At 45.9% G+C, this 23166-nt stretch carries 25 protein-coding genes and 1 other annotated feature; all 25 genes read right to left on the bottom strand.

Features of this window, described 5'->3' with window-relative positions; genetic code table 11:
* Window positions 1-53 precede the first annotated feature (53 nt).
* Entirely contained in the window at window positions 54-182 is a 129-nt protein-coding gene (locus HT574_RS20170; RefSeq protein WP_256409837.1) for a hypothetical protein, read from the bottom strand.
* A gap of 25 nt (window positions 183-207) precedes the next feature.
* Entirely contained in the window at window positions 208-537 is a 330-nt protein-coding gene (locus tag HT574_RS19735; protein ID WP_254698549.1) for an IS200/IS605 family accessory protein TnpB-related protein, read from the bottom strand.
* Window positions 538-1080: 543 nt separating this feature from the next.
* Entirely contained in the window at window positions 1081-3852 is a 2772-nt protein-coding gene (gene ileS / locus HT574_RS02710) for an isoleucine--tRNA ligase (protein ID WP_175243372.1), read from the bottom strand.
* A gap of 178 nt (window positions 3853-4030) precedes the next feature.
* Window positions 4031-4251: a binding site (T-box leader), on the bottom strand.
* 46 nt (window positions 4252-4297) lie between these two features.
* Window positions 4298-4810 (bottom strand): DivIVA domain-containing protein, encoded by a 513-nt coding sequence (locus tag HT574_RS02705; RefSeq protein ID WP_174407472.1) that lies wholly within the window; start codon window positions 4808-4810, stop codon window positions 4298-4300.
* Window positions 4811-4884: 74 nt separating this feature from the next.
* On the bottom strand, window positions 4885-5658 hold the full coding sequence (locus tag HT574_RS02700; protein ID WP_175243371.1) for a YlmH family RNA-binding protein: 774 nt from the start codon (window positions 5656-5658) through the stop codon (window positions 4885-4887).
* 50 nt (window positions 5659-5708) lie between these two features.
* On the bottom strand, window positions 5709-5978 hold the full coding sequence (locus HT574_RS02695; protein WP_017434718.1) for a YggT family protein: 270 nt from the start codon (window positions 5976-5978) through the stop codon (window positions 5709-5711).
* 6 nt (window positions 5979-5984) lie between these two features.
* Window positions 5985-6422, bottom strand: a complete 438-nt coding sequence (locus HT574_RS02690) for a cell division protein SepF (protein WP_017434717.1) — start codon at window positions 6420-6422, stop codon at window positions 5985-5987.
* A 12-nt stretch (window positions 6423-6434) separates the two neighbouring features.
* Window positions 6435-7112, bottom strand: a complete 678-nt coding sequence (locus HT574_RS02685; protein ID WP_175243774.1) for a YggS family pyridoxal phosphate-dependent enzyme — start codon at window positions 7110-7112, stop codon at window positions 6435-6437.
* A complete protein-coding gene (pgeF, locus tag HT574_RS02680) occupies window positions 7112-7936 on the bottom strand; it encodes a peptidoglycan editing factor PgeF (protein ID WP_175243370.1) in 825 nt (274 codons plus the stop codon). The genes HT574_RS02685 and pgeF overlap by 1 nt, the downstream gene beginning before the upstream one ends.
* A gap of 104 nt (window positions 7937-8040) precedes the next feature.
* Window positions 8041-8283, bottom strand: coding sequence for a YlmC/YmxH family sporulation protein (locus HT574_RS02675; protein ID WP_017434714.1), 243 nt, complete (start codon window positions 8281-8283; stop codon window positions 8041-8043).
* Window positions 8284-8374: 91 nt separating this feature from the next.
* Complete coding sequence (sigG, locus tag HT574_RS02670; RefSeq protein WP_017434713.1) at window positions 8375-9154, bottom strand: RNA polymerase sporulation sigma factor SigG; 780 nt, start codon at window positions 9152-9154, stop codon at window positions 8375-8377.
* Between the two features lie 118 nt (window positions 9155-9272).
* Window positions 9273-9992 (bottom strand): RNA polymerase sporulation sigma factor SigE, encoded by a 720-nt coding sequence (sigE, locus tag HT574_RS02665; protein ID WP_017434712.1) that lies wholly within the window; start codon window positions 9990-9992, stop codon window positions 9273-9275.
* Window positions 9993-10042: 50 nt separating this feature from the next.
* Window positions 10043-10969 (bottom strand): sigma-E processing peptidase SpoIIGA, encoded by a 927-nt coding sequence (gene spoIIGA / locus HT574_RS02660; RefSeq protein WP_175243369.1) that lies wholly within the window; start codon window positions 10967-10969, stop codon window positions 10043-10045.
* A gap of 338 nt (window positions 10970-11307) precedes the next feature.
* Window positions 11308-12441, bottom strand: a complete 1134-nt coding sequence (gene ftsZ, locus HT574_RS02655; protein WP_017434709.1) for a cell division protein FtsZ — start codon at window positions 12439-12441, stop codon at window positions 11308-11310.
* Window positions 12442-12467: 26 nt separating this feature from the next.
* Window positions 12468-13739: a cell division protein FtsA gene (gene ftsA / locus HT574_RS02650; RefSeq protein WP_175243368.1), complete on the bottom strand. Its 1272-nt coding sequence runs from the start codon at window positions 13737-13739 to the stop codon at window positions 12468-12470.
* A 250-nt stretch (window positions 13740-13989) separates the two neighbouring features.
* Complete coding sequence (locus tag HT574_RS02645; RefSeq protein WP_017434707.1) at window positions 13990-14352, bottom strand: small basic family protein; 363 nt, start codon at window positions 14350-14352, stop codon at window positions 13990-13992.
* 1 nt (window position 14353) lies between these two features.
* A complete protein-coding gene (locus HT574_RS02640; protein ID WP_042407217.1) occupies window positions 14354-15073 on the bottom strand; it encodes a DUF881 domain-containing protein in 720 nt (239 codons plus the stop codon).
* Between the two features lie 31 nt (window positions 15074-15104).
* Entirely contained in the window at window positions 15105-15812 is a 708-nt protein-coding gene (locus tag HT574_RS02635) for a DUF881 domain-containing protein (RefSeq protein ID WP_175243367.1), read from the bottom strand.
* Window positions 15793-16578 (bottom strand): cell division protein FtsQ/DivIB, encoded by a 786-nt coding sequence (locus tag HT574_RS02630; protein ID WP_217499358.1) that lies wholly within the window; start codon window positions 16576-16578, stop codon window positions 15793-15795. Before HT574_RS02630 ends, HT574_RS02635 begins: the two co-directional genes overlap by 20 nt.
* Before the next feature lie 140 nt (window positions 16579-16718).
* On the bottom strand, window positions 16719-17630 hold the full coding sequence (gene murB, locus HT574_RS02625) for a UDP-N-acetylmuramate dehydrogenase (protein WP_175243366.1): 912 nt from the start codon (window positions 17628-17630) through the stop codon (window positions 16719-16721).
* Between the two features lie 129 nt (window positions 17631-17759).
* The gene (spoVE, locus tag HT574_RS02620) at window positions 17760-18860 is read right to left on the bottom strand and encodes a stage V sporulation protein E (RefSeq protein WP_175243365.1); all 1101 of its coding nucleotides are present in this window, start codon (window positions 18858-18860) and stop codon (window positions 17760-17762) included.
* Between the two features lie 52 nt (window positions 18861-18912).
* Entirely contained in the window at window positions 18913-20268 is a 1356-nt protein-coding gene (gene murD, locus HT574_RS02615; protein WP_175243364.1) for a UDP-N-acetylmuramoyl-L-alanine--D-glutamate ligase, read from the bottom strand.
* Window positions 20269-21243: a phospho-N-acetylmuramoyl-pentapeptide-transferase gene (mraY, locus tag HT574_RS02610; protein ID WP_175243363.1), complete on the bottom strand. Its 975-nt coding sequence runs from the start codon at window positions 21241-21243 to the stop codon at window positions 20269-20271.
* Window positions 21237-21692, bottom strand: a complete 456-nt coding sequence (locus HT574_RS02605) for a hypothetical protein (RefSeq protein WP_175243362.1) — start codon at window positions 21690-21692, stop codon at window positions 21237-21239. The genes mraY and HT574_RS02605 overlap by 7 nt, the downstream gene beginning before the upstream one ends.
* Entirely contained in the window at window positions 21686-23158 is a 1473-nt protein-coding gene (locus HT574_RS02600) for a UDP-N-acetylmuramoyl-L-alanyl-D-glutamate--2,6-diaminopimelate ligase (RefSeq protein WP_026078425.1), read from the bottom strand. Before HT574_RS02600 ends, HT574_RS02605 begins: the two co-directional genes overlap by 7 nt.
* Between the last annotated feature and the right edge of the window lie 8 nt (window positions 23159-23166).

Here is a 23166-nt window from a genome sequence, read left to right as displayed (position 1 = left end):
ATTCCATAACGACCATTCATGTTCCTCTTTGAAGTTCTCGATTTTGCGTAACATCATCGCGATATATTGGCGTTGTTTCGTTCCGCTTTTTGATTGCTTGTAGATTCTTCCATCGACCCTAAAACGGCAACCAAATGGCGTTTCACTTTCGTTTTTATGGTGTACACGAGTTCTTTTGGCAACCGTTCACGATACCCTAATCCCCGTTTACCAATCGAAGCGGCGCTTCATGGACGGATAACCCATACTTTTCCTATATTGGAAACGTCCGATGACGCTGGTGTACGCCAGATTTACTTTTTTGACGCGAAACCCAAGCCTTAAGCCCCGACGAAGGATCATTTCCGTCAGTTTTTTCTTGTTGAAATGATGGGTCAAGCGATGGAATCGTTTGTTTGTATCGTGCCGCTGTCTTAGTTGGATGTTTTCGATGACCACTGACCCAACATTCTCTTGAAGCAGCCAGTCATACACGTCTCGTACGGTTTCTCCAACGATGTCGTTTCGTTTATTCGCCCGCACATCCTCTAGTCGCATTGGAAGCAGTTCACGTTGGGAAGAAATCAGTGATTGAGCAAGCAGGACCGCATCTTCGGCAAACCGTTTGTTGAGCCGAAATTGGCGCGGAAGGTGCTTAATGATGTCTTTGGCGTTTCATCCATCCAGTAAACAATTGAACGCGTATCGCTTCGCGGAACCAAAGACGCGCATCAGCTCATCTAATAAACGAAGTTGTGGTTCATCATAGGAAACGATTTCATCCCTCGAACCGTTTTCATCCCCTTGCCTTCCCCCTTGTTTGGATCCTTAAGAACATATATTCGCTAAATCTTCTTCCTTTCCTTTTTCCATGAGGAAGGAGGAGATGATTTTTTATCAAAAGACAGGAGACGATGGAAAAGATGGAGAACATCCACCTCTCCACACCGAATAACAGGAGATATTTAATTTATAGATGTTTAACAAACTGCTTATACCTCCTCATACCTAATGCATTGTAGCATAATCAGGCAATGATAGACAATTGGATGATGCGATAAAAAACAGCGGAGCCGCCGCAATTCGGCAGCTCCGCCAGCTTTAGGCGGAATAATGTTCTTTCACAATATGGGCGCAGCGCGGACATAAAGTCGGGTGATCCGCATCTTTTCCTACTTCCGGCGTCACCACCCAGCAGCGCTCACATGTTTCTCCTTCCGCCGGTTTGACGATGACGGCCACATTGGTCAATTTTTGCGCATCTTCCGGAGCGTTTTCATAATCTTCTGCAATCGCAAACTTGGATACAATAAACAGCTGTTTTAAATCTTCTTCAATCGATTGTAAAAGCTGGCGCGCTTCTTTTTTCGGATACACGACGACGCTTGCGGTCAGCGATTTGCCAATCACTTTTTCATTGCGCGCCACCTCGAGCGCTTTAAGCACATCATCGCGCAAGTTCATAAACGCATCCCATTTGGCGATCAACTCGTCTTCGCCATCGAGCGCCACCGGCTCCGGCATATCGACAAGCTGAACGCTTTCCACTTTTTCTTTCCGGTTTGGAATGTGCTCCCATACTTCATCAGCCGTATGCGGCAAAATCGGCGCAACCAGCTTCGTCAACGCGACAACCGTTTCGTATAAGACCGTTTGAATCGAACGGCGGGCGCGGTCATTGGCTGCTTCAATATATAAAATATCCTTGGCAAAATCTAAATAAAACGCGCTTAAATCGACAGTGCAGAAGTGGTTCACATCATGGTAAATCGCCGCAAAATCATACGTTTCGTATGAATGTTTTACTTTTTCAATCAACCGGTTTAATTTAGCGAGCATATAGCGGTCGACTTCGCGCAATTCGTTCACCGAAACGGCATCGGTTTCCGGGTTAAAGTCAAACAAGTTGCCGAGCATAAAGCGGAATGTATTGCGAATTTTGCGATACACTTCGGAAACTTGTTTTAAAATGCTGTCAGAAATACGAACGTCAGCTTGATAATCGACGGAAGCGACCCAAAGCCGCAAAATGTCGGCGCCAAGCTGTTCCATTACTTTCGCCGGCACGACCACGTTGCCAAGCGACTTGCTCATTTTCCGACCTTCGCCGTCAAGAACAAAACCATGGCTTAACACCGCTTTATACGGTGCTTTTCCGGTAACAGCAACCGCCGTGGACAGCGACGAGTTAAACCAGCCCCGGTATTGGTCCGAACCTTCTAAGTATAAATCGGCCGGGCGCTGCAAATCCTCACGTTCTACAAGAACCGCTTGATGCGAAGAACCGGAATCAAACCATACGTCCATAATGTCTGTTTCTTTCGTAAAGATGCCGTTCGGGCTGGACGGATGGGTAAATCCTTCCGGCAGCAAGTCTTTTGCTTCGCGTTCAAACCAAACATTCGAACCATATTGGCGGAATAAATTCGATACGTGCTCGATCGTTTCATCGGTAATGATCGGCTCGCCGTTTTCTCCGTAAAAGACCGGAATCGGCACGCCCCATGCACGCTGACGGGAAATGCACCAGTCGCCGCGATCGCGGATCATATTATGGATGCGGATTTCACCCCATTCCGGAATCCATTTTGTTTCTTTAATGGCTTGGAGCAATTCACCGCGGATTTTATCAATGGATGCAAACCACTGTGTTGTCGCTCGGAAAATCGTCGGTTGTTTCGTACGCCAGTCGTGCGGATACGAGTGCGTAATAAACCCAAGCTTTAACAGCGCACCGACTTCCTCTAATTTTTGTGTAATCGCTTTGTTTGCCTCATCGTAAAACATTCCTTCAAAGCCTGGCGCTTCGCTCGTCATATAGCCGCGCTCATCAACCGGGCAGAGCACGCCGAGACCGTATTTTTGCCCAACGATAAAGTCGTCTTCCCCATGTCCAGGCGCGGTGTGGACGCAGCCCGTACCGGCGTCTGTCGTTACATGTTCCCCGCAGACGATTAAAGAATCGCGGTCATAAAACGGATGTTTGGCCACGACGTACTCTAAATCTTTGCCTTTGATCGTTTTTACCACATTCCACTCATCCCAGCCGATTTCTTTGGCAACTGCCTCTAGCAATGCGGCGGCAACAACGTATTTTTGGCCGTTCGTTTCCACGACTTGATAGGCCAAATCCGGATGAACCGCGATCGCCAAGTTGGCTGGGATCGTCCATGGCGTCGTCGTCCAGATCACAATTTTTTCGTCTCCATCCAATACGCCTTTTCCATCTTTGACCGGAAACGCGACATAAATCGATGGTGAACGTTTGTCCTTATACTCAATTTCTGCTTCCGCCAATGCCGATTCGCTTGACGGAGACCAATAAACCGGCTTTAAGCCCTTATAAATCAGCCCTTTTTTCGCCATTTCGCCAAACACTTTAATTTGCTGTGCTTCATATTCCGGTTTCAGCGTAATATATGGGTTTTCCCAGTCGCCGCGCACGCCAAGGCGCTTAAATTGCTTGCGCTGGTTATCGATTTGTTCGTAGGCGTATTGCTCGCAAAGCTTGCGGAATTCCGCAACGCTCATCGATTTGCGGTCGACGCCTTTTTTCGCAAGCGCCGTTTCAATCGGCAGGCCATGCGTATCCCAGCCCGGAACATATGGTGCACAATAGCCGCTCATTGATTTATAGCGGACGATAATATCTTTTAAAATTTTATTTAAAGCATGCCCCATATGAATATCGCCGTTGGCATACGGCGGGCCGTCATGAAGCACAAACAGCGGTCGGCCTTTTGTCCGCTCCTGCACTTTGCGGTAAATGTCCATTTCTTCCCATTTCTTTTGCATTTCCGGCTCTCGTTTTGGCAAATTGCCGCGCATCGGAAAGTCGGTCTGCGGCATTAACAGCGTTTCTTTATAATCCATATTCATTCCTCCTTGTATCGTATGATCTATCATCCATGTCGAAAAGGCATTGCCATATGTTCGTGACAGAAGCAGATAATGACGCTTTTTCCACGGCTCCCCGCCATGGCGGTAAAAGAGCGCCTTTTTTATCAGAAAAGCGGTCGTATCGCAAAATAGAAAAAACCGCCCTCTCCCAAAAAGGGACGAGAACGGTCTCGCGGTACCACCCTTATTGACTATGTATCACATAGCCCACTTTGCATTCGTAACGTGAATGACGCGCCATGGCCTACTTCTTTTCCGTTCGGCATGGAACTCCAGGGTGATCTTCACTCTTTCGCTTATGCCGGGCTTCCACCATCCCCAGCTCGCTGTAATAAGCGGTGAAAGAGCTACTGTCCCTTTCATCGTCAGTACATATGTCCGTTTTATTGGATATTATATGCGAAAAAATCAGCTGCCGTCAAGATTGCGACAGCTCTTCTTTTTTTTCTGCATCCACTTCCGGTACTTTAAATTCCATTAAATCGTCCCAGTCGCTGCTATTTAGCATTTCAAGCTGTGCTTCGACCAGCATGCGGAAACGGGTGCGAAGCACTCTCGACTGCCGCTTTAAATCTTCAATTTCCATCACGATTTTCCGCGACTTCGCCAGCGCCTCGCTAATGATGCGCTCCGCGTTTTTCTCCGCCTCTTTAATGATGAGCTTCGCTTCTCTTTCCGCGTTGCGCTTTATTTCTTCCGCCGTTTCTTGGGCGACGAGAATCGATTTGTTCAATGTTTCCTCTATATTTGTGAAGTGATTGAGCTTTTCCGTCAATTCCGTTACCTTTTCTTCCAGCTGCTTTTTTTCGCGAATCACCATTTCGTAGTCTTTAATCACTTGATCAAGAAACTCATTAACTTCATCTTCATTATAGCCGCGAAACCCACGGCTAAATTCTTTATTATGAATATCTAATGGCGTTAAAGGCACAATGGCCACCTCCGTTTGCATAGTTCCTTTCCTTATCATTCGACATTGCTCTATAAATTCCTGCCATTATTCGATTATTTTTGCAGGCCGATGCGGATAAGCCACTTTTCTTTTTTTGTCTTTCCCTCAATGTCCATGATTTTACAGCGGCCAAATCCGCGCGCCGAAAGAACATCTCCTTGCCTGCATTCAAAATGCGACTGCTCGATTACTTTCCAATTGACTTTGACAAGCCCGTTTTCAATAGCGGATTGCATTTTCTGCCGCGAGACGTGAAAAGCTTGGGACAAGATCGCGTCTAACCGCAATGACGAAACGGTAATCAGCGCCTCTTGCCACGTTTCTTCCAGCATCAGGATGTCTGAAAGAGGTTTTTGTTCTAACGAAACTGTCGCATTGCCGATTGCATGCAAATGAAGACGGACATACTCCGCTACCTCGTTTGCCGCAAGAAATTGTATTTGTTCCTCTTTGCACAAAATATCGCCAAATTTTCCACGCCTTAAACCAAGCGACATCAGCGCCCCTAACACTTGCCGATGCTCCAAGCTGACAAATTTGCTCGGATAATGGACTTCAAATAAGGCAATTTCATAATCTTCTTCTCTCGGCTGAAAATACGGCGGGTACAGAAGCGCCCGCTTCCGCTCCACCAACGGGGCGCCGCCGAAAAAGGAAACGCGGACTTCGTCATCGCGGCCGATGACGCTTTCGACAATCTGCTGCTCGCGCGGATCTAAAAAATCGGTGAGCTTAGGAGCGTACTGCCGTTTGACCGCTTCTTGCCACTCAAGCACCTGGTCAATAAAATGATGCTCCTCCTTGCGAAAATGCTGATATATTTCCATTGGTTCACTCCTTAATTTTCATGAAGAAAGGAACCCGCTTATGGATTCCCCTACACTAAATTTAACATATAAAACAAGGCATGCAGCCCCCTTGTCGCAAATTCCAGCACCAAAAAAGCGACGATCGGCGACACATCAATCATCCCAATCGGCGGGATAATACGGCGAAACGGCTCTAAATACGGCTCGCAAATCACCGCTAGCATCTGCCCGATTTTCGTGTCGCGGGCGTTTGGAAACCACGACATCAAAATATAAATAATAAGCGCATACGAATAAATTTGAATCAATGTTGTCAAAAACCAAAGCAAGCTGTCCATAAACGGCTACCACCTCTTTATTGTTCTATCGTCCTCGCTATCAATCGAAATCGAGCCGCTGACATCGACGTTGTCTGGCGTGCATAAAAAAATTTTCGTGCCGACTTGCTGAATATCGCCGCCAATCGCGTATACCGTGCCGCTTAAAAAGTCGACGATTCGTTTCGCCTGCTCGTGCTGAATCCGCTGTAAATTGACAATCACCGCGCGCCGGTTTTTTAAATGATCGGCGATTTCCTGCGCCTCCGCGTATGCCCGCGGCTCAATTAATATGACTTTCGATGACTTTTGCACGCTTTGCAAGCTTACGACATTCGCTTTTGCATTTCCCTTTGCAGGCGGATGCGCTTCTTCCACTTCCCCATATTCCTCTTCATATTCTTCTTCATACTCCTCATAGTCTTCCTCTAAAAAATAATCTTTGAATTTTTTTATTAAACCCATCGGTTTCACCTCCTAAAATTGTTTGCCGACTAGCGCTGTGCCAAGCCGAATGAATGTTGCCCCTTCCTCGATGGCAATCACATAATCATTGGACATTCCCATCGACAATTCCGTGCATGGTACATTGGCAATCTGTAATGCTTGTACATTTTCTTGCAACAATTTTAATCGACGGAAACACGCCCGCAATACCGCTTCGTCATCGGTATAAGGCGCCATCGTCATTAAGCCAACCACTTGAATATGGGAAAAATCGTGCAGCTGCTCAATAAAAGGAATGACTTCGTCCACGGCTAGTCCATGTTTCGTTGCTTCGCCGGAAACATTTACTTGCACAAAGCATTTTACCGGCTTTGTCGCCCGCTTTTCAATTTCTTTCGCCAGCGACATGCGATCCAGCGAATGAATATAGTCGACTTTATCAATGATATTTTTTACTTTTCGCGACTGCAGGGTGCCGATAAAATGCCATGTCGCTTTGTCTCCCAACACGCTATATTTTTGCAGCAGTCCATCGTCGCGGTTTTCGCCTAAATCGGTAATGCCGGCTTCTAGCGCCTCGCGCGCCCGCTCTACACTTACATATTTCGTCACAGCGACGATGCGAATGTCGGCAGGGTCGCGTCCGGCGCGCTGGCATGCTGCTTCAATATTTTCGCGAATTATGGCTAAATTGTCGCGAACCGTCATCATTTTTCCTCCTTCCTGCCGATAAACGCCATCATCCTCCCCGTTTTGCCTTGATCGCGGCGATGGGAGAAAAACAAATGATCGGCACAGCTTGTGCAGTATGAAGAAACGTAAATATGGTCTTTACGGATGCCTGCCTTCATTAGCAGCATTTGATTCAATGCTTTTAAATCAAGCGCATATTGACCAGGGCTTACTTGCCGATACGGAAGCGGCTGTTCTCCCTGTAAAACGCGATCCACATGCACAATTACGCGGTCATCGACTACATAGCAGCAAGCACCAATCGAAGGACCGATCGCCACATAGACGTCAGCAAGCGGAATATGCTCTCGCTCCTGCCAAAGCCGGACCATTTCTCCAGCAATATTCTTTACCGTTCCTTTCCATCCGGCATGAGCAAGCCCGATCATGCCATGTTTTGGCGCAATAAAATAAAGCGGTACGCAGTCGGCAAAGCATAAAGCAATCAGCACTCCTGCTTCGTCTGTATATAAACCATCCGTACCCGCTATGGCGGATGAATAATCTGCCGCTCCTCTTCCGTTTTGGCTAGCTTTAACCTTTTCAATGCGGGCGCCATGTATTTGCTCGCAACAGATCCATCGCTCAAGCGGAAATTGCAACAAATCCGCCAAACGCTGGCGGTTGCGGACAACGACAGCACGGTCGTCGCCGACATGCAGTCCTAAATTGAATGTCGCAAACGCACCGCTGCTCATCCCACCGTGTTTTGTCGTAAAGCCAGCCGTTACTTCGGTGAACGGATACGACGGCTGCAGTAACAGCAGCTCCTTGTCTACTTGTTGAAAAATGTCAGACATATTCGCCAACCTCATGCTTTTTTTGTTGATTTTTATCACTTTTTTTCCTATTTTATCATAGTTTGCTTAAACGTGATAACCATTATTTATCATTTAATCCGTTTCTACTCGCTGTCGTTCAAACGGACTAAAATAACGTCCGCACCAATTTTTACGATATTTTGCCACGGGATGACAACTGCTTCTTCGCGTCCGAATAACCCGAGCACTTTTCCTGCCCCTAAAATGATTAATGAGCGTATTTTTCCTGTCTCTAAATCGATATCGATATCACCAATATTTCCCAACTTTTTGCCGTTTGCCACATTGACAATGTCTTTCGATTGAAATTCGGAAATTCTCATCATTGTAAAATCCCCCGCTTTCTCCTCTTATTCATAACTATATGAATGTATATAGCGGCTTATGTAAAAAAGAAAAGAGCTGAACGAACAGCTCTTATACTTGAATGTTTTTATTCATTTGTCGAATCGCCGCTTTTTCTAACCGCGAAACTTGTGCCTGGGAAATTCCGATTTCTTCAGCAACTTCCATTTGCGTTTTTCCTTGAAAAAAGCGTTTGCGAATAATCATTTTTTCTCTTTCGTTAAGGCGCCGCAGCCCTTCTTTTAGCGCAATTTCTTCGATCCATTGGCTGTCGCGGTTACGTTCGTCGCTTAATTGGTCCATTACGTAAATCGGGTCGCCGCCATCATTATAAATCGGTTCAAATAAGGAAACAGGGTCTTGAATTGCATCGAGCGCAAACACCACTTCTTCATGTGGAACACCAAGTTCTTTGGCAATTTCTTCTGTCGTCGGTTCTTTCGCCGTCTCACTCATCAGCCTTTCGCGCACTTGCAGTGCTTTATAGGCGATATCACGAAGCGAGCGGGAGACGCGGATCGGATTGTTATCGCGTAAATATCGGCGAATCTCGCCGATGATCATCGGCACTGCATAGGTGGAAAATTTTACATTTTGGCTTAAATCAAAGTTATCAATCGATTTCATAAGTCCGATGCAACCGACTTGGAATAAATCGTCGACAAACTCCCCACGGTTATTAAACCGCTGAATAACGCTTAACACCAGCCGCAAATTACCATTCACTAATTTTTCCCTTGCCTCCAAATCCCCTTCATGCATCCGTTTAAACAGTTCACGCATTTCTTCGTTTTTTAGTACTGGTAGCTTTGATGTATCTACTCCGCAAATCTCAACTTTGTTTCTTGCCAAGTTGTTCCCTCCTATCAGGAGATGCTAAGTCGTCAGTTTTCAGTATCTCCTGTGGAAGGAAAAATATGCACGCCTGTCCATACGTAAAAAAGCGGCGATCAAACGAATCGCCGCCGTTTTACATCATCTTGTTGAATTCTTTGCGAAGCCGCTTAATAATCCGCTTTTCTAACCGCGATATGTAAGATTGGGATATGCCAAGCAAATCGGCAACGTCCTTTTGCGTTTTTTCTTCTCCGCCTGAAAGTCCAAAACGAAGTTCCATAATCTGCTTTTCGCGATCGCTAAGCTGACGCAGTGCATTAAATAAAAGACGCCGATCCACATCTGCTTCCAAATCTTTTGTAATTACATCGTCTTCCGTGCCGAGCACATCCGACAACAGCAATTCATTGCCATCCCAATCGATGTTTAACGGTTCATCAAATGATACTTCGGCGCGGACTTTATTATTGCGCCGCAAATACATTAATATCTCATTTTCAATGCAGCGGGACGCATAGGTGGCCAATTTAATTTTTTTCTCCGGATTAAATGTATTTACCGCTTTAATCAGTCCGATCGTCCCGATGCTAATTAAATCTTCAATATTAATTCCTGTATTTTCAAACTTACGCGCAATATAGACAACAAGACGTAAATTGCGCTCAATAAGGAGCGATCTTGCCGTTTCGTCTCCGGCAGAAAGCTTTTCGATCAACCTTTCTTCCTCTTCTTTTGTCAATGGCGGCGGAAGCGCCTCACTGCCGCCGATATAATATATTTCATCCGTTTTAATTCCTAACTTCGCCAATAGCTTATAGAAAAAATACGTGATGCGAAGTTTCCACGTTTTCATGAAAATCCCCCTTCTAAATTAATAAAAAGTGAGTATGATATAGTAACGAATTATGAAGCAGTAAGCTTCCTTCCTGTTTGCACCATTTTCGGATGAATAATGCACTCATATTCCCCATCTGTGGACAATTTTGTTTCGTTTAATCCAACGAGCCCTTTTTCGACTTCAAGCCATTGCCTTTCATAGAAAATCATAATGCGGTCCGGTTTCACTGCAATTAAAAATTGCTGTTCGCTTCCGACAACCCGGTACGGGATGATGCGCAGCCGATGCATCCACTTTTCAAATACGGGATGATGGTACCAATCCATCGATGTTTCCAGCCGAAGCTGCTGCACTAATTCCTCTGGCAACACTTCCTTGATTTTCTCCTTCTCCACGATCATAACCGGTATTTTCGATATAGGATCGTATAGCTGATTGCCGCTATCAATCAATCCTTTTACTGAAAGCGGCTTGCCGTCAAACACAATAACGACGTCCACAATATGTTCGAAGCGCAGCTTCTTTTCGCGAATTCCATCGATGCGGGCGCGGGAAAACAACCACAATACCGGGAATCCAACTAAAACAAACATCCAGCTGACCGGATCACCGACACCGAGTGAATAGGTTGTCAGCATGCCGCGGTGAATATCAATTTCCCGTTGTAAAAAATAATGCACAGCTACCATACCGCCGCCGACAGTAAAGGTGGCAAAGTAAAACGCAAATAAATTTTCCAAAAAATACCTCATGCGCTTAAATCCAAAAGCAGCGAAAACGATCAAAAACGAAACGAATACCTTTATGACAGGATGCTGGGCATATACAGAAAACGGAGTAAACATGATGACGACGAGCAAGGAGCCAATAAACGCCCCGGCAAGCACCCGCCACCACACGACATCCCGTTTTAGCATAATTGCCGTCAGCCAAAGCAGCAGACTGTCAAAGCACAAATTTAGCAGCCAGATGACATCTAAATAAACGGCCAACCAAATAGCCTCCTTCTTCTTTTACCAAAACAATCAGTTTCTGAAAATAGTATATAGTACATCTTATTGGAAAGTCTGTCAATTTATGATGATGAAAAACAGGAATTTTTGTCAAAGAACCGAGAAAAAAGATGCTTCCATATGAACAGGAACACATGCATCCGTGGCGGCAGAATCGCAGTGCCGCAAACCAGCCAAACGCAACCGCATCGATGACAAAGGAAACAGTTTTTGCGGTGAACTTGCTTGGAGAAGGATTATTTTTGCAAAAAAATAGACAAGCGACAATGCAGAAAAAAAGAAACGAGCATGAACGTTTAGTTCATGCTCGTTCCCGTTTAACGGCGGCGATTGCGATTGCGCAGAAACGCAGGAATATCCAGCGGATCTTCGACTTGCGCCGAGCGCAATGCCGCATAATCTTGCGTCGCTTCTTCGCGTTTTTCCCGTTTCGGCACAGGGGTTACTTTCGGAATGGTGCCGATTCCAACCCGCGATGGACGCGGCTGCGAAGCGACATTTTCATTAAATCCGGTCGCAATGACCGTTACGATAATTTCATCTTTTAAGTTTTCATTAATGACCGAACCGAAAATCATATTCACCTCTTGATCGGCTGCCGTTGCAACGATATCAGCGGCTTCTTGCACTTCATAAAGGCTTAAATTCGTTCCGCCAGTAATGTTCATCAATACGCCTTGGGCGCCGTCAATCGATGTCTCTAACAGCGGGCTCGAAATCGCTTTTTTCGCCGCTTCCGCCGCCCGGTTTTCGCCGCTGGCAATCCCGATGCCCATCAGCGCCGAGCCTTTATTGGACATTATCGTTTTTACATCAGCAAAGTCCAAGTTAATCAGGCCCGGCACGGCGATTAAATCAGAGATGCCCTGCACCCCTTGGCGCAGAACGTTATCGGCTTCGCGGAATGCCTCCAACATCGGCGTGTTTTTATCAACGATTTCTAAGAGGCGGTCGTTCGGAATGACAATCAGCGTATCGACAGCTTCCTTCATCGCTGCGATTCCGCTGGCTGCCTGTGTCGCCCGCTTCCGTCCCTCGAATGTAAACGGACGGGTAACCACCCCAACGGTCAGTGCGCCTAATTCACGAGCGATTTGGGCAATGACCGGGGCAGCTCCGGTTCCTGTTCCTCCGCCCATTCCGGCTGTCACAAACACCATATCGGCGCCTTTCAGCGCTTCTTCAATTTGCTCCTTGCTTTCTTCCGCTGCTTTTTTCCCTACCTCCGGGTTTGCACCTGCGCCTAAACCTCGCGTTAATTTCGCTCCAATTTGCAGCTTTGTTGGTGCTTTCGATAAATTTAACGCCTGTGCGTCTGTATTGACCGCAATAAACTCCACACCTTGTACACCATGTTCAATCATCCGATTGACGGCGTTGTTGCCGCCACCGCCAACCCCAATCACCTTAATCGTTGCCATCTGATCAATCGTAGTGTCAAACTCCAACATGACTAAATCCTCCCAAATTTCAATCTCTATTCAAAGAAAGATCCGAAAAACTTCTTCACTTTTTTCCCAAAGTTTTCTTCCCTCTTTTTTGGCTTCGGCTGCTGCTTTTGCGGATGTCGCTCTATCGGCTCCGCCACCGTGGCGGCAACCGGAACCGATTTTCCTTGCAGCATCGCCTGCCGATAAGCATACTTAATTAATCCGACTCCTGTCGTATATTGTGGGTCGCGCACGCCTATATAATCAGGCATGGCAATGCGCACGCTGGTTTCTAACACGACATGAGCCAATTCCAATATACCCGGCATGTTGGCGACGCCGCCTGTAAGCACATAGCCGCCAGGCAGGTCGCGAAATCCAAGCTTACGAATTTCATGCTGAACCATTTGAAAAATTTCTTCCAATCTTGCCTCGATGATATCGGCAACTTCCAATTGGCTAAACTGCTGATGCTGATCAGTCCCGATAATCGGTACACTAAACACTTCTTCTTCCGAAGCATGGTTATAAAAAGCATGTCCATGCTTTAATTTAATCCTTTCTGCATCTTCCGTCGATATTCGGAGTCCGATCGCCAAATCTTTTGTAATATGATCGCCTCCTACTGGCAAAACGGAAGTGGCTTGCAAAAATCCTTGTTCAAAAACGGCGATTGTCGTGGAACCACCGCCGATATCAACCAATGCGACTCCCAGATTTTTTTCATCATTGGACAAAGCAAGGGAACCAGCAGCCAGCGATTGCAAGCAAATATCGCTTATTTCTAAACCAGCTCGTTCCACACAGCGGAGTAAGTTATGTAAAATCGTTTTCGCTCCGGTAATAATCGTTCCTTCCATTTCGAGACGGACGCCGAGCATGCCGCGCGGATCATTGATTCCATCCAATCCGTCAACGATAAACTGCCTCGGAATAACGCCAATAATTTCCCGATCTGGAGGAATCGATACGACTTGCGCGGCATCCATCACGCGAGCAACATCTTCATCAGTAATTTCGCGGTTTTCGCTGGAAACGGCAACGATGCCATGGCAGTCTTGCAGCTGAACATGATTGCCTGTCACGCCGACAATCACGCGGTGAATCGTTAAACCAACCATCCGTTCCGCTTGCTCTACCGCGCGTTTGATCGATTGTACCGTTTTATCTATATCAACAATAGATCCTTTTTTGAGCCCTTCCGATTTTACATTCCCTACCCCAATAATGTTAATGGAATCGTTCAGCATTTCTCCAATGATAACTTTCACGCTCGATGTACCAATGTCAATGCTAACGACGATCTCATTGCTGCTCATCTTTTGGTACCTGCCTACTAAAATCGTATATATACCGCCTTGCCGTCTTTTCTTCCTGTTTTCGCGGTCAATTACGTATTTTAGTAAGCAGTGACACCTCCTTTTAAGCTGAATTTATGCGCCCCAATAGCTATGAATCTTTCAATCTATAACAGTTCCATTATGAACCATTGGCAGTGATGAAAAGGCAATGACATGATTTTTTACTCCATATAATTCAACATGTTAAGAAACTTTCCCTTTTTTCTAATCAACTTTTTTCACGGTTTTGCCGTCTTTCCATCCATTCGGTAAGCAAGAGGCGGCGGATGACGGCGATATTTTGAAAAAGACGCACTCCAAATGCAAATACGGCTGCTAAATACAAGTCTACACCAAGATGAACACCAAGGAAAGTTAAAGTTGTTGCTAAAATAATATTAAAAAAGAACCCTGTTATAAATACTATTTCGTCATATGTTTGCTGTAAATGGGCGCGAAGCCCACCAATTAATGTATCAAATGCAGCCAAAATTGCAATGGACAAATAATTGGAATATTCGTCGGGAACACGCAAATCCGCTAAAAATCCAACGGTGAAACCAACCAATAAGCCGATGAGCGGAAGCCACATGCTATTTCTCCTCCTTTTCGGCTTTTACCGTTTCCATATATTTCGCATTCCATTTTTCATCAGACGGCGGGATGACGACCGATGTCAATGGCTTCGAGATCGTAAGCTGCAAATTTTCCACAATAAAATCGTCGCGGATGGTCGATACGGTTAGACGGTTGTACAACATGTCGGCATCATCGGCGATCACCTTTACTTCAATGGGAAGCGAAGAAATTTTGCGGTCTCCGATTTGCGTCACGCCGTTGACATCGCGAACCGCCGTTGTGTTGGTAATCCGCTCGTCGGCAATGGCAATTTCTTTCGCACCGTACTTATTTAGTTCATTTATCAGCCGCTGTAACAGTTCGGGCGATACCATTTCCGTAATTGGGCCGACATAATGGTCGGGATAAAACGATTCAATCGTCAGCACGACGCCTGGCCCTTTCGCTTCCGTCAAACCGGCTTCCTGTTCCAATTCCCTTACCGTTTCATGCAAAACCGCTTCTCGATTTGAGCGTTGCTTTTGCTTATAGTCCCGTAATTTGTTCTCATAGTCTTCCAACTCAAGCAGAAGCTGCTGTTGCAGCTGTTGTTCTTTTTTTAAATCGGCGCGCAATTCCCAAATATCGCGCGTATCGCGAACTTTCGGATGCGATGTTGTCTGCAGCCCAGCAGCGAGCATCAAGCCAAAAATCGTCGTAATACAAGTGAAATAGATCGTTTTCTTGCGCTCCAATCACCTTCACCATTCTTTCTATACAGGCAATTTATGGACGATGAACCGGAAAAATAGGATCAAGTACAATTTCTTCTTTCCTATCAATCTTCACCGTGATGTTATCTTGCACAAGCTGGTCTGTTATCCCACCGGCAATATTCAAAGCGGAAATAAGGACGTCTGGATTGCCGATCGCCGAAATAATAAAAGGCGCTGCATGCTGCGTGCCGTCCACTTCAATGACAGGACCGTTGCAAACAATATACGAACGATGGGAAATCCGCTGCCCATTAATGGCGATGGCTTCTGCCCCAGAAATAAGAAGCTCGTGAATCACTTTAAAAACATGCTGTTCATGAACGATGTAGTCAGTCGCACTTTGCTCCGAAGGGATATAGGATGCATCCGATAGTGTGACTTCAATTCCCTTTCCTTTTACTTTCGACTCTCCAACATACATGCGCAGCTTTTCCGCCTGTTTGGCCAAATTCGTATGCGCTTTTTGTTGATTGGCCAACGCATTTTCCATTTCGGTAACTTCGTTTTGTTTTTGCACTAACTCGTTTTTTAGTTTTCGGTTTTCCTTTTGAATTTGGATCAGCTGCTGACGATACTCATATTCTTTTTGCCATTGTCGGTCCGTGACGTTTCGCTTCGCCGCTTCCTTTTTTGCATACTGATACGAAAACGCGAGCATCATCCCAAATATAAAACAGATAAAAGAAAGGATGACACGATTATTTTTCGGTTTCTTCATTGTCATCCTCCTTTTTCGGTGGTTCATAAGGGGTAAAATAATTGCTTACTTCTAGATGGATAACCCCTTTTACTTTAGGATCCAATTGTTGCACGATAGCTGGGTATAACGACATTTTCTTGGCAAAATTGTGGATGCTCGCGCTCACTTCATAACCGTCGTTCATATAAACGGTAACATGATCACGATGATCGTCATTTGGCGTATAATGAATTTCCGAAATGGCGTTTAATACTGATGGGGAAAGTTGCGCCAATTGCCCTGTCATTTCTTGTATATCTTCTCCTTTTCTCCAGTTCACTAAAATTGGCGCATCACTTGGCGCAGTTTTCGATGTGTGTTTTTTTAAGATGTAACCATTTTCTAAAATAGGGAAAAATTTTTGCCTATCATAAATATAAGCGACTCTCCGTCGTTCATTCACGCGAATGATGATGGTATTCGGAAAACGTTTTTCCAACGAGGCGTTCTTCACTTCCGGGTGCTTCTCAACGTTTTGTTTTATTTCGTCCTCTTTTACTTTCCAAAAGCTTGTCCGCTTCGTTATACCGCTTAAGGCAATGATTTGCTCCGCCGGGAGATGATCGTTTCCCTTTACTTCAATATGCTGGACATTGCTTAATGGAGACTGGAAATAAAGCACGCATAAGATGAAAAGAAAAAAGAAAGAGATATACATGATTAAACGGCGATTAGCTTTTTGCCGCCGCCGCTCTTTTAGCTTCGGTACCCGTTCCTCAAGAACAACCACTTTCCCTTTTTCCAAAATGATTCACCGCTTTCCGACATAAGCTTGAAAGCACAGTTGTTATAAAAACAAACGGCATACACGGATGCCGTTTTTGCACACAAAGGAAAAACTCGCTTTCATTATATCATAATATCTTAAAATAGAGAGCTAGATTTTTACAATTTTCGTCCAATAATCTCCACCTCTGTTTGCAAATGAATCCCATATCGTTCATAAACGACTGTTTTCACAAATTGAATTAAGTCGAGCACATCTTTTGCTGTTGCTGCCCCTGTATTGACAATAAAGTTGGCATGCTGCTCGGAAATTTTCGCTCCGCCGATTGCATATCCTTTTAAGCCGGCTTCCTCGATCAGTTTTCCAGCATACTGCGGCAGCGGGTTGCGGAAAATGCTGCCGGCACACGGCTTATCCCAAGGCTGTGTTTCTCGGCGGTAATCTTTATTTTTCCGCATTTTCTCCATAATTTCTTCGCGATTTCCAGATGTAAGCTGAAGCTCGACGGCAAGACAAATCCCACGCCTTTTTGTCTGCAGCACAGAAGTGCGGTAGGCAAATTCCATTTCCTCCTTGGTTAGCCATTCAATTGTTCCATCCGAAAATAAAATGAGCGCTCTCTTTACAATCTGCGACATATCCGAACCGTGCGCCCCCGCGTTCATATAAACAGCTCCTCCGACGGAACCGGGAATGCCGCCGGCAAATTCCAAACCGGATAATCCTTGTTTACTCATGAGCGTAGCGAGGCGCACTAATGAATATCCTCCGCCGACCGTCACCGTTTCCCCATCGACATGCAATTCATCGAACCCTTCGCCTATTTTAATGACTGCCCCTTCGACTCCTGCATCGGAAACGAGCAAATTCGAACCGCGGCCGATCGCGCGCCACGGCACTTCATGCTGTTGAATAATCGCCATCGCTTTCTTAAGGCTTTCTACGCTGTCCGGCTCTATAAATACGTCGGCCGGGCCGCCGACTTTCATCGTCGTATGGTTCGCTAACGGTTCCATCTCCTTTACTTTTCCAATGTGCGCGCTTAACAGCTCTTTTACCATCGCCTTCATCACTGCCATCTCCTTTCCTAACCGCCTATGTATATACGTATGCGCGGCATATAACAAAAGCGCCCGTTTCTGCATATAAACAAAATGAGAGGGTGCCTCCCTGCATTAGAGAGATACCCTTTTTCCCTGTCAATACCTTGCGTGTTTGCTAATGTTTAATAACACGCCAATCGCCATTAGCATCAGCGTCAGAGATGAACCGCCGTAGCTTAAAAACGGCAGCGTAATCCCCGTTACCGGCATCAAGCCTGTAACGACGCCAATGTTAATCATTACTTGAATCGCCACCATGGAAATAATGCCGATCGCCAAAAAGCTTCCGTATAAATCCGGAGCTCCAAGCGCAATGCGGACTCCGCGCCAAAGCAACAGGCTAAACAGCAGTAATACAAGCGATCCGCCGATAAAGCCAAGCTCTTCCGCTAAAATTGCAAAAATAAAATCTGTTTGCGGCTCCGGCAAATAAAAAAACTTTTGCCGGCTTTGCCCTAATCCTAAACCGAATAAGCCGCCAGGACCGATCGCATAGAGCGATTGAATGATTTGAAACCCGCTGCCAAGCGGATCTTCCCACGGATTCAAAAACGACGTAATTCGCTTAATGCGGTATGGCGCTGACAAAATAAGCGCAGCAAAGCCTGCCAGTCCGAGCACCCCTAGCCCGATAAAATGGCTGATGCGCGCGCCGGCGACAAAAATCATCGCGATACACGTCCCGACCATGACAGTACCCGTTCCTAAATCCGGCTGAAGCATAATCATGCCAAACGCTGCAAATACCAATGTTAGCGCAGGCAGCAACCCTCGTTTAAACGAAGTGATGTTTTTTTGATTTTCCGATAAATATTTCGCCAAAAAAGCAATCATGGCAAGCTTCGTAAATTCGGACGGCTGAATGGAAAACGCTCCGACGCCGATCCAGCTGCGCGACCCGTTGCGGACCATTCCAATTCCCGGAATTAATACAAGAACGAGCAACACAAAACAAATAATCAGCAATGCTTTCGACCAATCGCGCCATGTCCAATAATCAATATTCATAATGAAGAACATCGCGATGACTCCCACGCCAGCAAACAAAAGCTGCCGCTTGGCAAAGAAAAAAGAGTCATGAAACTTATATTCCGCCCAAACGGCACTGGCGCTGTACACCATTATCAATCCGATGGCTAATAAAGAAAACGTAAGGATAATTAATAAAAAATCAGGCGTAGACTTTTTCCGCGGCAATGCCCAACACCTCTGCTTTTTTAAACTAAGGGGAAAGGCTGTCCTTCCCCTTCTATTTCAACTTATGCACGGCGTTGATAAAAATGTCCCCTCTTTGTTCAAAAGTTTTATATTGATCCCAGCTTGCACACGCCGGCGATAGCAAAATGACATCACCCGGTTTCGATAATTGGTAGGCAACCGGCACGGCTTTTTCCACATTATCGACATATTCAATCGTTTCTATTCCCGCTTGTTTGGCGATGCGGGCAATTTTTGGCGCCGTTTGCCCAAACAAGATGATCGCTTTGACATTACGCAAATAAGGAAGGAGGGCGTCAAACTCATTGCCGCGGTCTAGTCCCCCTGCTAACAAAATAACAGCATCATTTTCGAAAGCAGCCAGCGCCTTTTGTGTAGCCAAAATATTCGTTGCTTTCGAGTCATTGAAAAATCGTCTTCCATCCACCGTGGCCACATATTGCAGCCGGTGCTTCACTCCGGTAAACGTCGTCAACACTTGCCGAATCGCTTCGTTGTCTGCGCCTGTTAATTTAGCTGCGGAAACCGCCGCCAATATATTTTCCAAATTATGTTTTCCAGGGAGGACAATATCGGAAACAGCAATAACTTTTTCATCATTCCAATAAACCACATTGTCTTTTATATAAGCGCCTTGTCCTAGCACTTTTGTCGCGGAAAAAAGAACTTTTTGCGCCTGAATGTTTTCGGCAAGCCGCATTACCAGCTCGTCATCCGCGTTGACAACCGCATAATCTTCCTTTGTTTGGTTTTTAAAAATATTGGCTTTTGCCTGTGCATAAGCCTCTTTGGTACCGTGATAGTCTAAGTGGGCATCGAAAATGTTTAATAAAACGGAAATGCGCGGACGGAACTCACGAATCCCCGCGAGCTGAAACGAAGAAAGCTCTGTGACAAGCCATTGATCCGCCCTTGCTCCCTTCGCAACTTCACAGGCGACCAGTCCGATATTGCCGGCGAGCAGCGGCTGTTTTCCCCCTGCCTGCAGTATTTCATAAATTAATGTCGTTGTCGTTGTTTTCCCATTGGAGCCGGTAATGCCAATGAAAGGTGCTTCAGAAATATGGTAAGCCAACTCTACTTCGGTCACCACCGGCAATCCTTTTTCTATCGCCTTTTTTACCATCGGATTTGTATATGAAATCCCTGGGTTTTTCACAACGAAATCAAACGGCTCATCCAACAGCTCAAGCGGATGGCCACCGCAAATAACCCGGATTCCCCATTGTTCCAGCTGCTGCGCTTCTTGATTTTCCTCAAACGGTTTTCGATCATTGATGGTGACCATGGCACCTAGCTCATGAAGGAGCTTTGCCGCCGCAAATCCACTTTTCGCTAAACCGATGACTAACACCCGACGTTGTTGAAAAAAAGTTGTCTGTCTCAATTAGATCCACACCTCGATATAAATTCCTAGCATTGCAAATAGTAAGCCGACTGCCCAGAAGGTGACGACGACGCGCCACTCCGACCAGCCAATGAGTTCATAATGATGATGCAACGGACTCATGCGGAATACGCGTTTTCCCGTTGTTTTAAAGGAAATTACTTGAATGATTACCGATAACGTTTCAATGACAAAAACGCCACCAATAATGACGAGCAAAATTTCCAGCTTCGTTAAAATAGCGACAGCAGCGATGGCGCCGCCTAACGCAAGCGATCCCGTATCTCCCATGAACACTTTTGCCGGATGGGCGTTAAACACTAAAAAGCCTAGCACCGCTCCGACAACGGAAACACAAAAAATCGCAACATCGTATTGACCTTGGTTCCAGGCAAGAACGGCATAGGCGCCAAAAGCGATTGCCGCTGTACCGGCCAGCAATCCGTCCAGCCCGTCTGTTAAATTAACAGCATTCGAGCCACCGACAAGCATGAAAATAAGCATCAGCACATATCCCCAGCCAAGGTTAATGGAGAGATCGGTTCCCGGAATATGCAAGGCGGTAGAAAAGCCGCTGCGCTCATATACAAAGAAAAAGACAAGAGCGATCACTAACTGTCCGATTAGCTTTTGTTTGCTTGTCAAACCAAGGTTTCGTTTCATCACTACTTTAATCATATCATCTAAAAAACCAAGCACTCCGTAACAAATGGTAACAAACAGGAGCAAATACGTTTCCACGGAAAGAGAGGCAAACTTTTTTGTCATCCATAGAGTGGTGACAATGATAGAAAGCAAGATCATAATGCCTCCCATCGTTGGGGTGCCCGATTTTTTTTGATGCGATTTCGGCCCCTCTTCCCGGATGCTTTGCCCAAATTTTAACCGCCGTAAAAATGGAATGAAAATGGGCGATAATATCACTGTAATAATAAAGGAAAGCACAATCGCAAAAACAATGACTTGCTCTAGCATGATTGGTCACACCCTTCTTTTCCTTGGGCATCCGTCCATTTCTGCTGCAGCTGTTTTAACGCATCAAGTACCGCTATATCATATGAATCGATTCGTCCATTATGAGCAGAAATCGTTAAGTGAAATATCGTTTTTTCAACTGTATCGCTTTCCCACTGCCGATATGAATCTAGAAGTTTTTCTAACGCCTGAAGCGGCGAGGCGACAAAAAAGAGCGGAAACTGATTCGGAATGTAGCGCGGCAATTCTTCCTCTTCCCGCCAAAATGCCGCAATCGCACCATGCTCAATGGCAATGTTTAATGTTTCTGCCCCGCGCCCAAGCGGAACAAACAAGCCTTTTGGCGCGTGTTGGTAAGGGTCGACAAAAACATGGCGAAATGAAATCGTATCATCAACAATACCACGGGCTTGTTTGCACATCCGCTTTACCATCCCGTACGTTAACATGTTCCTCTTCTCTCCTTAATCGCTTTGCGGGCAACGGCACGGTCATCAAATTCCATGATGCGGTCGCCAATAATTTGATACGTTTCGTGTCCTTTGCCAGCGATTAAAATAATATCTCCTTCTTGCGCCTGTTCGATAGCATAGTGAATCGCTTCTTTGCGGTCGACAATCGTGACATAATGCCCTTGAACAACTCCTGCTTCCATATCGCGCAAGATTTGTTCCGGCGGTTCGGAGCGCGGATTGTCGGAAGTAAAAATCGCTACATCCGCGTACTTGACCGCTGTTTGTGCCATCAGCGGCCGTTTTGTACGGTCGCGGTCGCCACCGCAGCCGACAACGACATACACTTTTTTCTTGGCAAATTGCCGAATCGTTTGCAGGGCGTTTTTAAGGCTATCTGGAGTATGTGCGTAATCAACGATTACTATAAAGTTTTGCCCTTCATCAACCGTTTCAAACCGTCCTGCTACCCCCGTCATGTCATCGATCGCCTCGACAATTGCCGGGAGAGAAAAGCCTGATACAAGGCAGGCAGCTACAGCGGCCAGCAAATTATATACATTAAACAAGCCGATTAACTTTGTCTGCACCCGCACCGTACCATATGGCGTGACAAGGTCAAACGCCATCCCGTTTGGCGTCATCTCAATTTGTTTTGCCATAATATCGCTGTCTGTTTCCACGCCGTATGTAATGACGGTTGCCGCCGTCATATGCTTATAATATTGCGAAGCAGGGTCATCATTATTTAATACAGCAAACTTTGGCCGCTTATGGTCATAGCGGTTGCCAAGCTGAGCAAATAGCAATCCTTTTGCATTGCGATATTCTTCCATCGTTCCATGGTAGTCAAGATGGTCTTGAGTCAAATTCGTAAATACGGCCACATCATAATCACAGCCGTGCACCCGCCCCATATGAAGAGCGTGGGAAGATACTTCCATAGCCGCTATCTCAACACCTTCATCGACCATTTGCTTAAATATACGTTGCAATAGTAGCGATTCTGGTGTTGTATTTTGCGTCGGATACGTATGGTCGCCAATTTTCACGTTTACCGTCCCGATTAATCCCGTTTTTTTCTTCGCTTTTCTGGCGATGTGCTCTATTATATGTGTCGTTGTCGTTTTTCCGTTTGTGCCCGTAACACCGATTAAATGCAGTTTATGGGTCGGCTGCCCGTAAAAAGCGTCGGCGAGCACCGCCATTGCCCGCCGGCTGTTCCGTACAACCACAACAGGCACATCGACGTCAAGCGGCCGTTCGGCAATGATCGCTGCCGCCCCATTTTCAACCGCCTGTCTGGCAAAGTCGTGCCCATCGACGGTAAATCCCTTGATGCAAATAAACAACGCACCTTTTTTTACTTGCCGTGAATCCATTTCAATCGAAGTAATGTCAGGATTCTCCCCGACATACGCTGTAAAGTCGTGCAAATATGAGAGTAATGTCTGCAACCTCACTATTGTTC

Origin of the sequence: Parageobacillus sp. VR-IP, assembly GCF_013357975.1 — a bacterium.
GTDB lineage: Bacteria > Bacillota > Bacilli > Bacillales > Anoxybacillaceae > Saccharococcus > Saccharococcus caldoxylosilyticus.
Note: the sequence above shows the minus strand (reverse complement) of the source record. Positions and strands in the feature narration are given on the sequence as shown.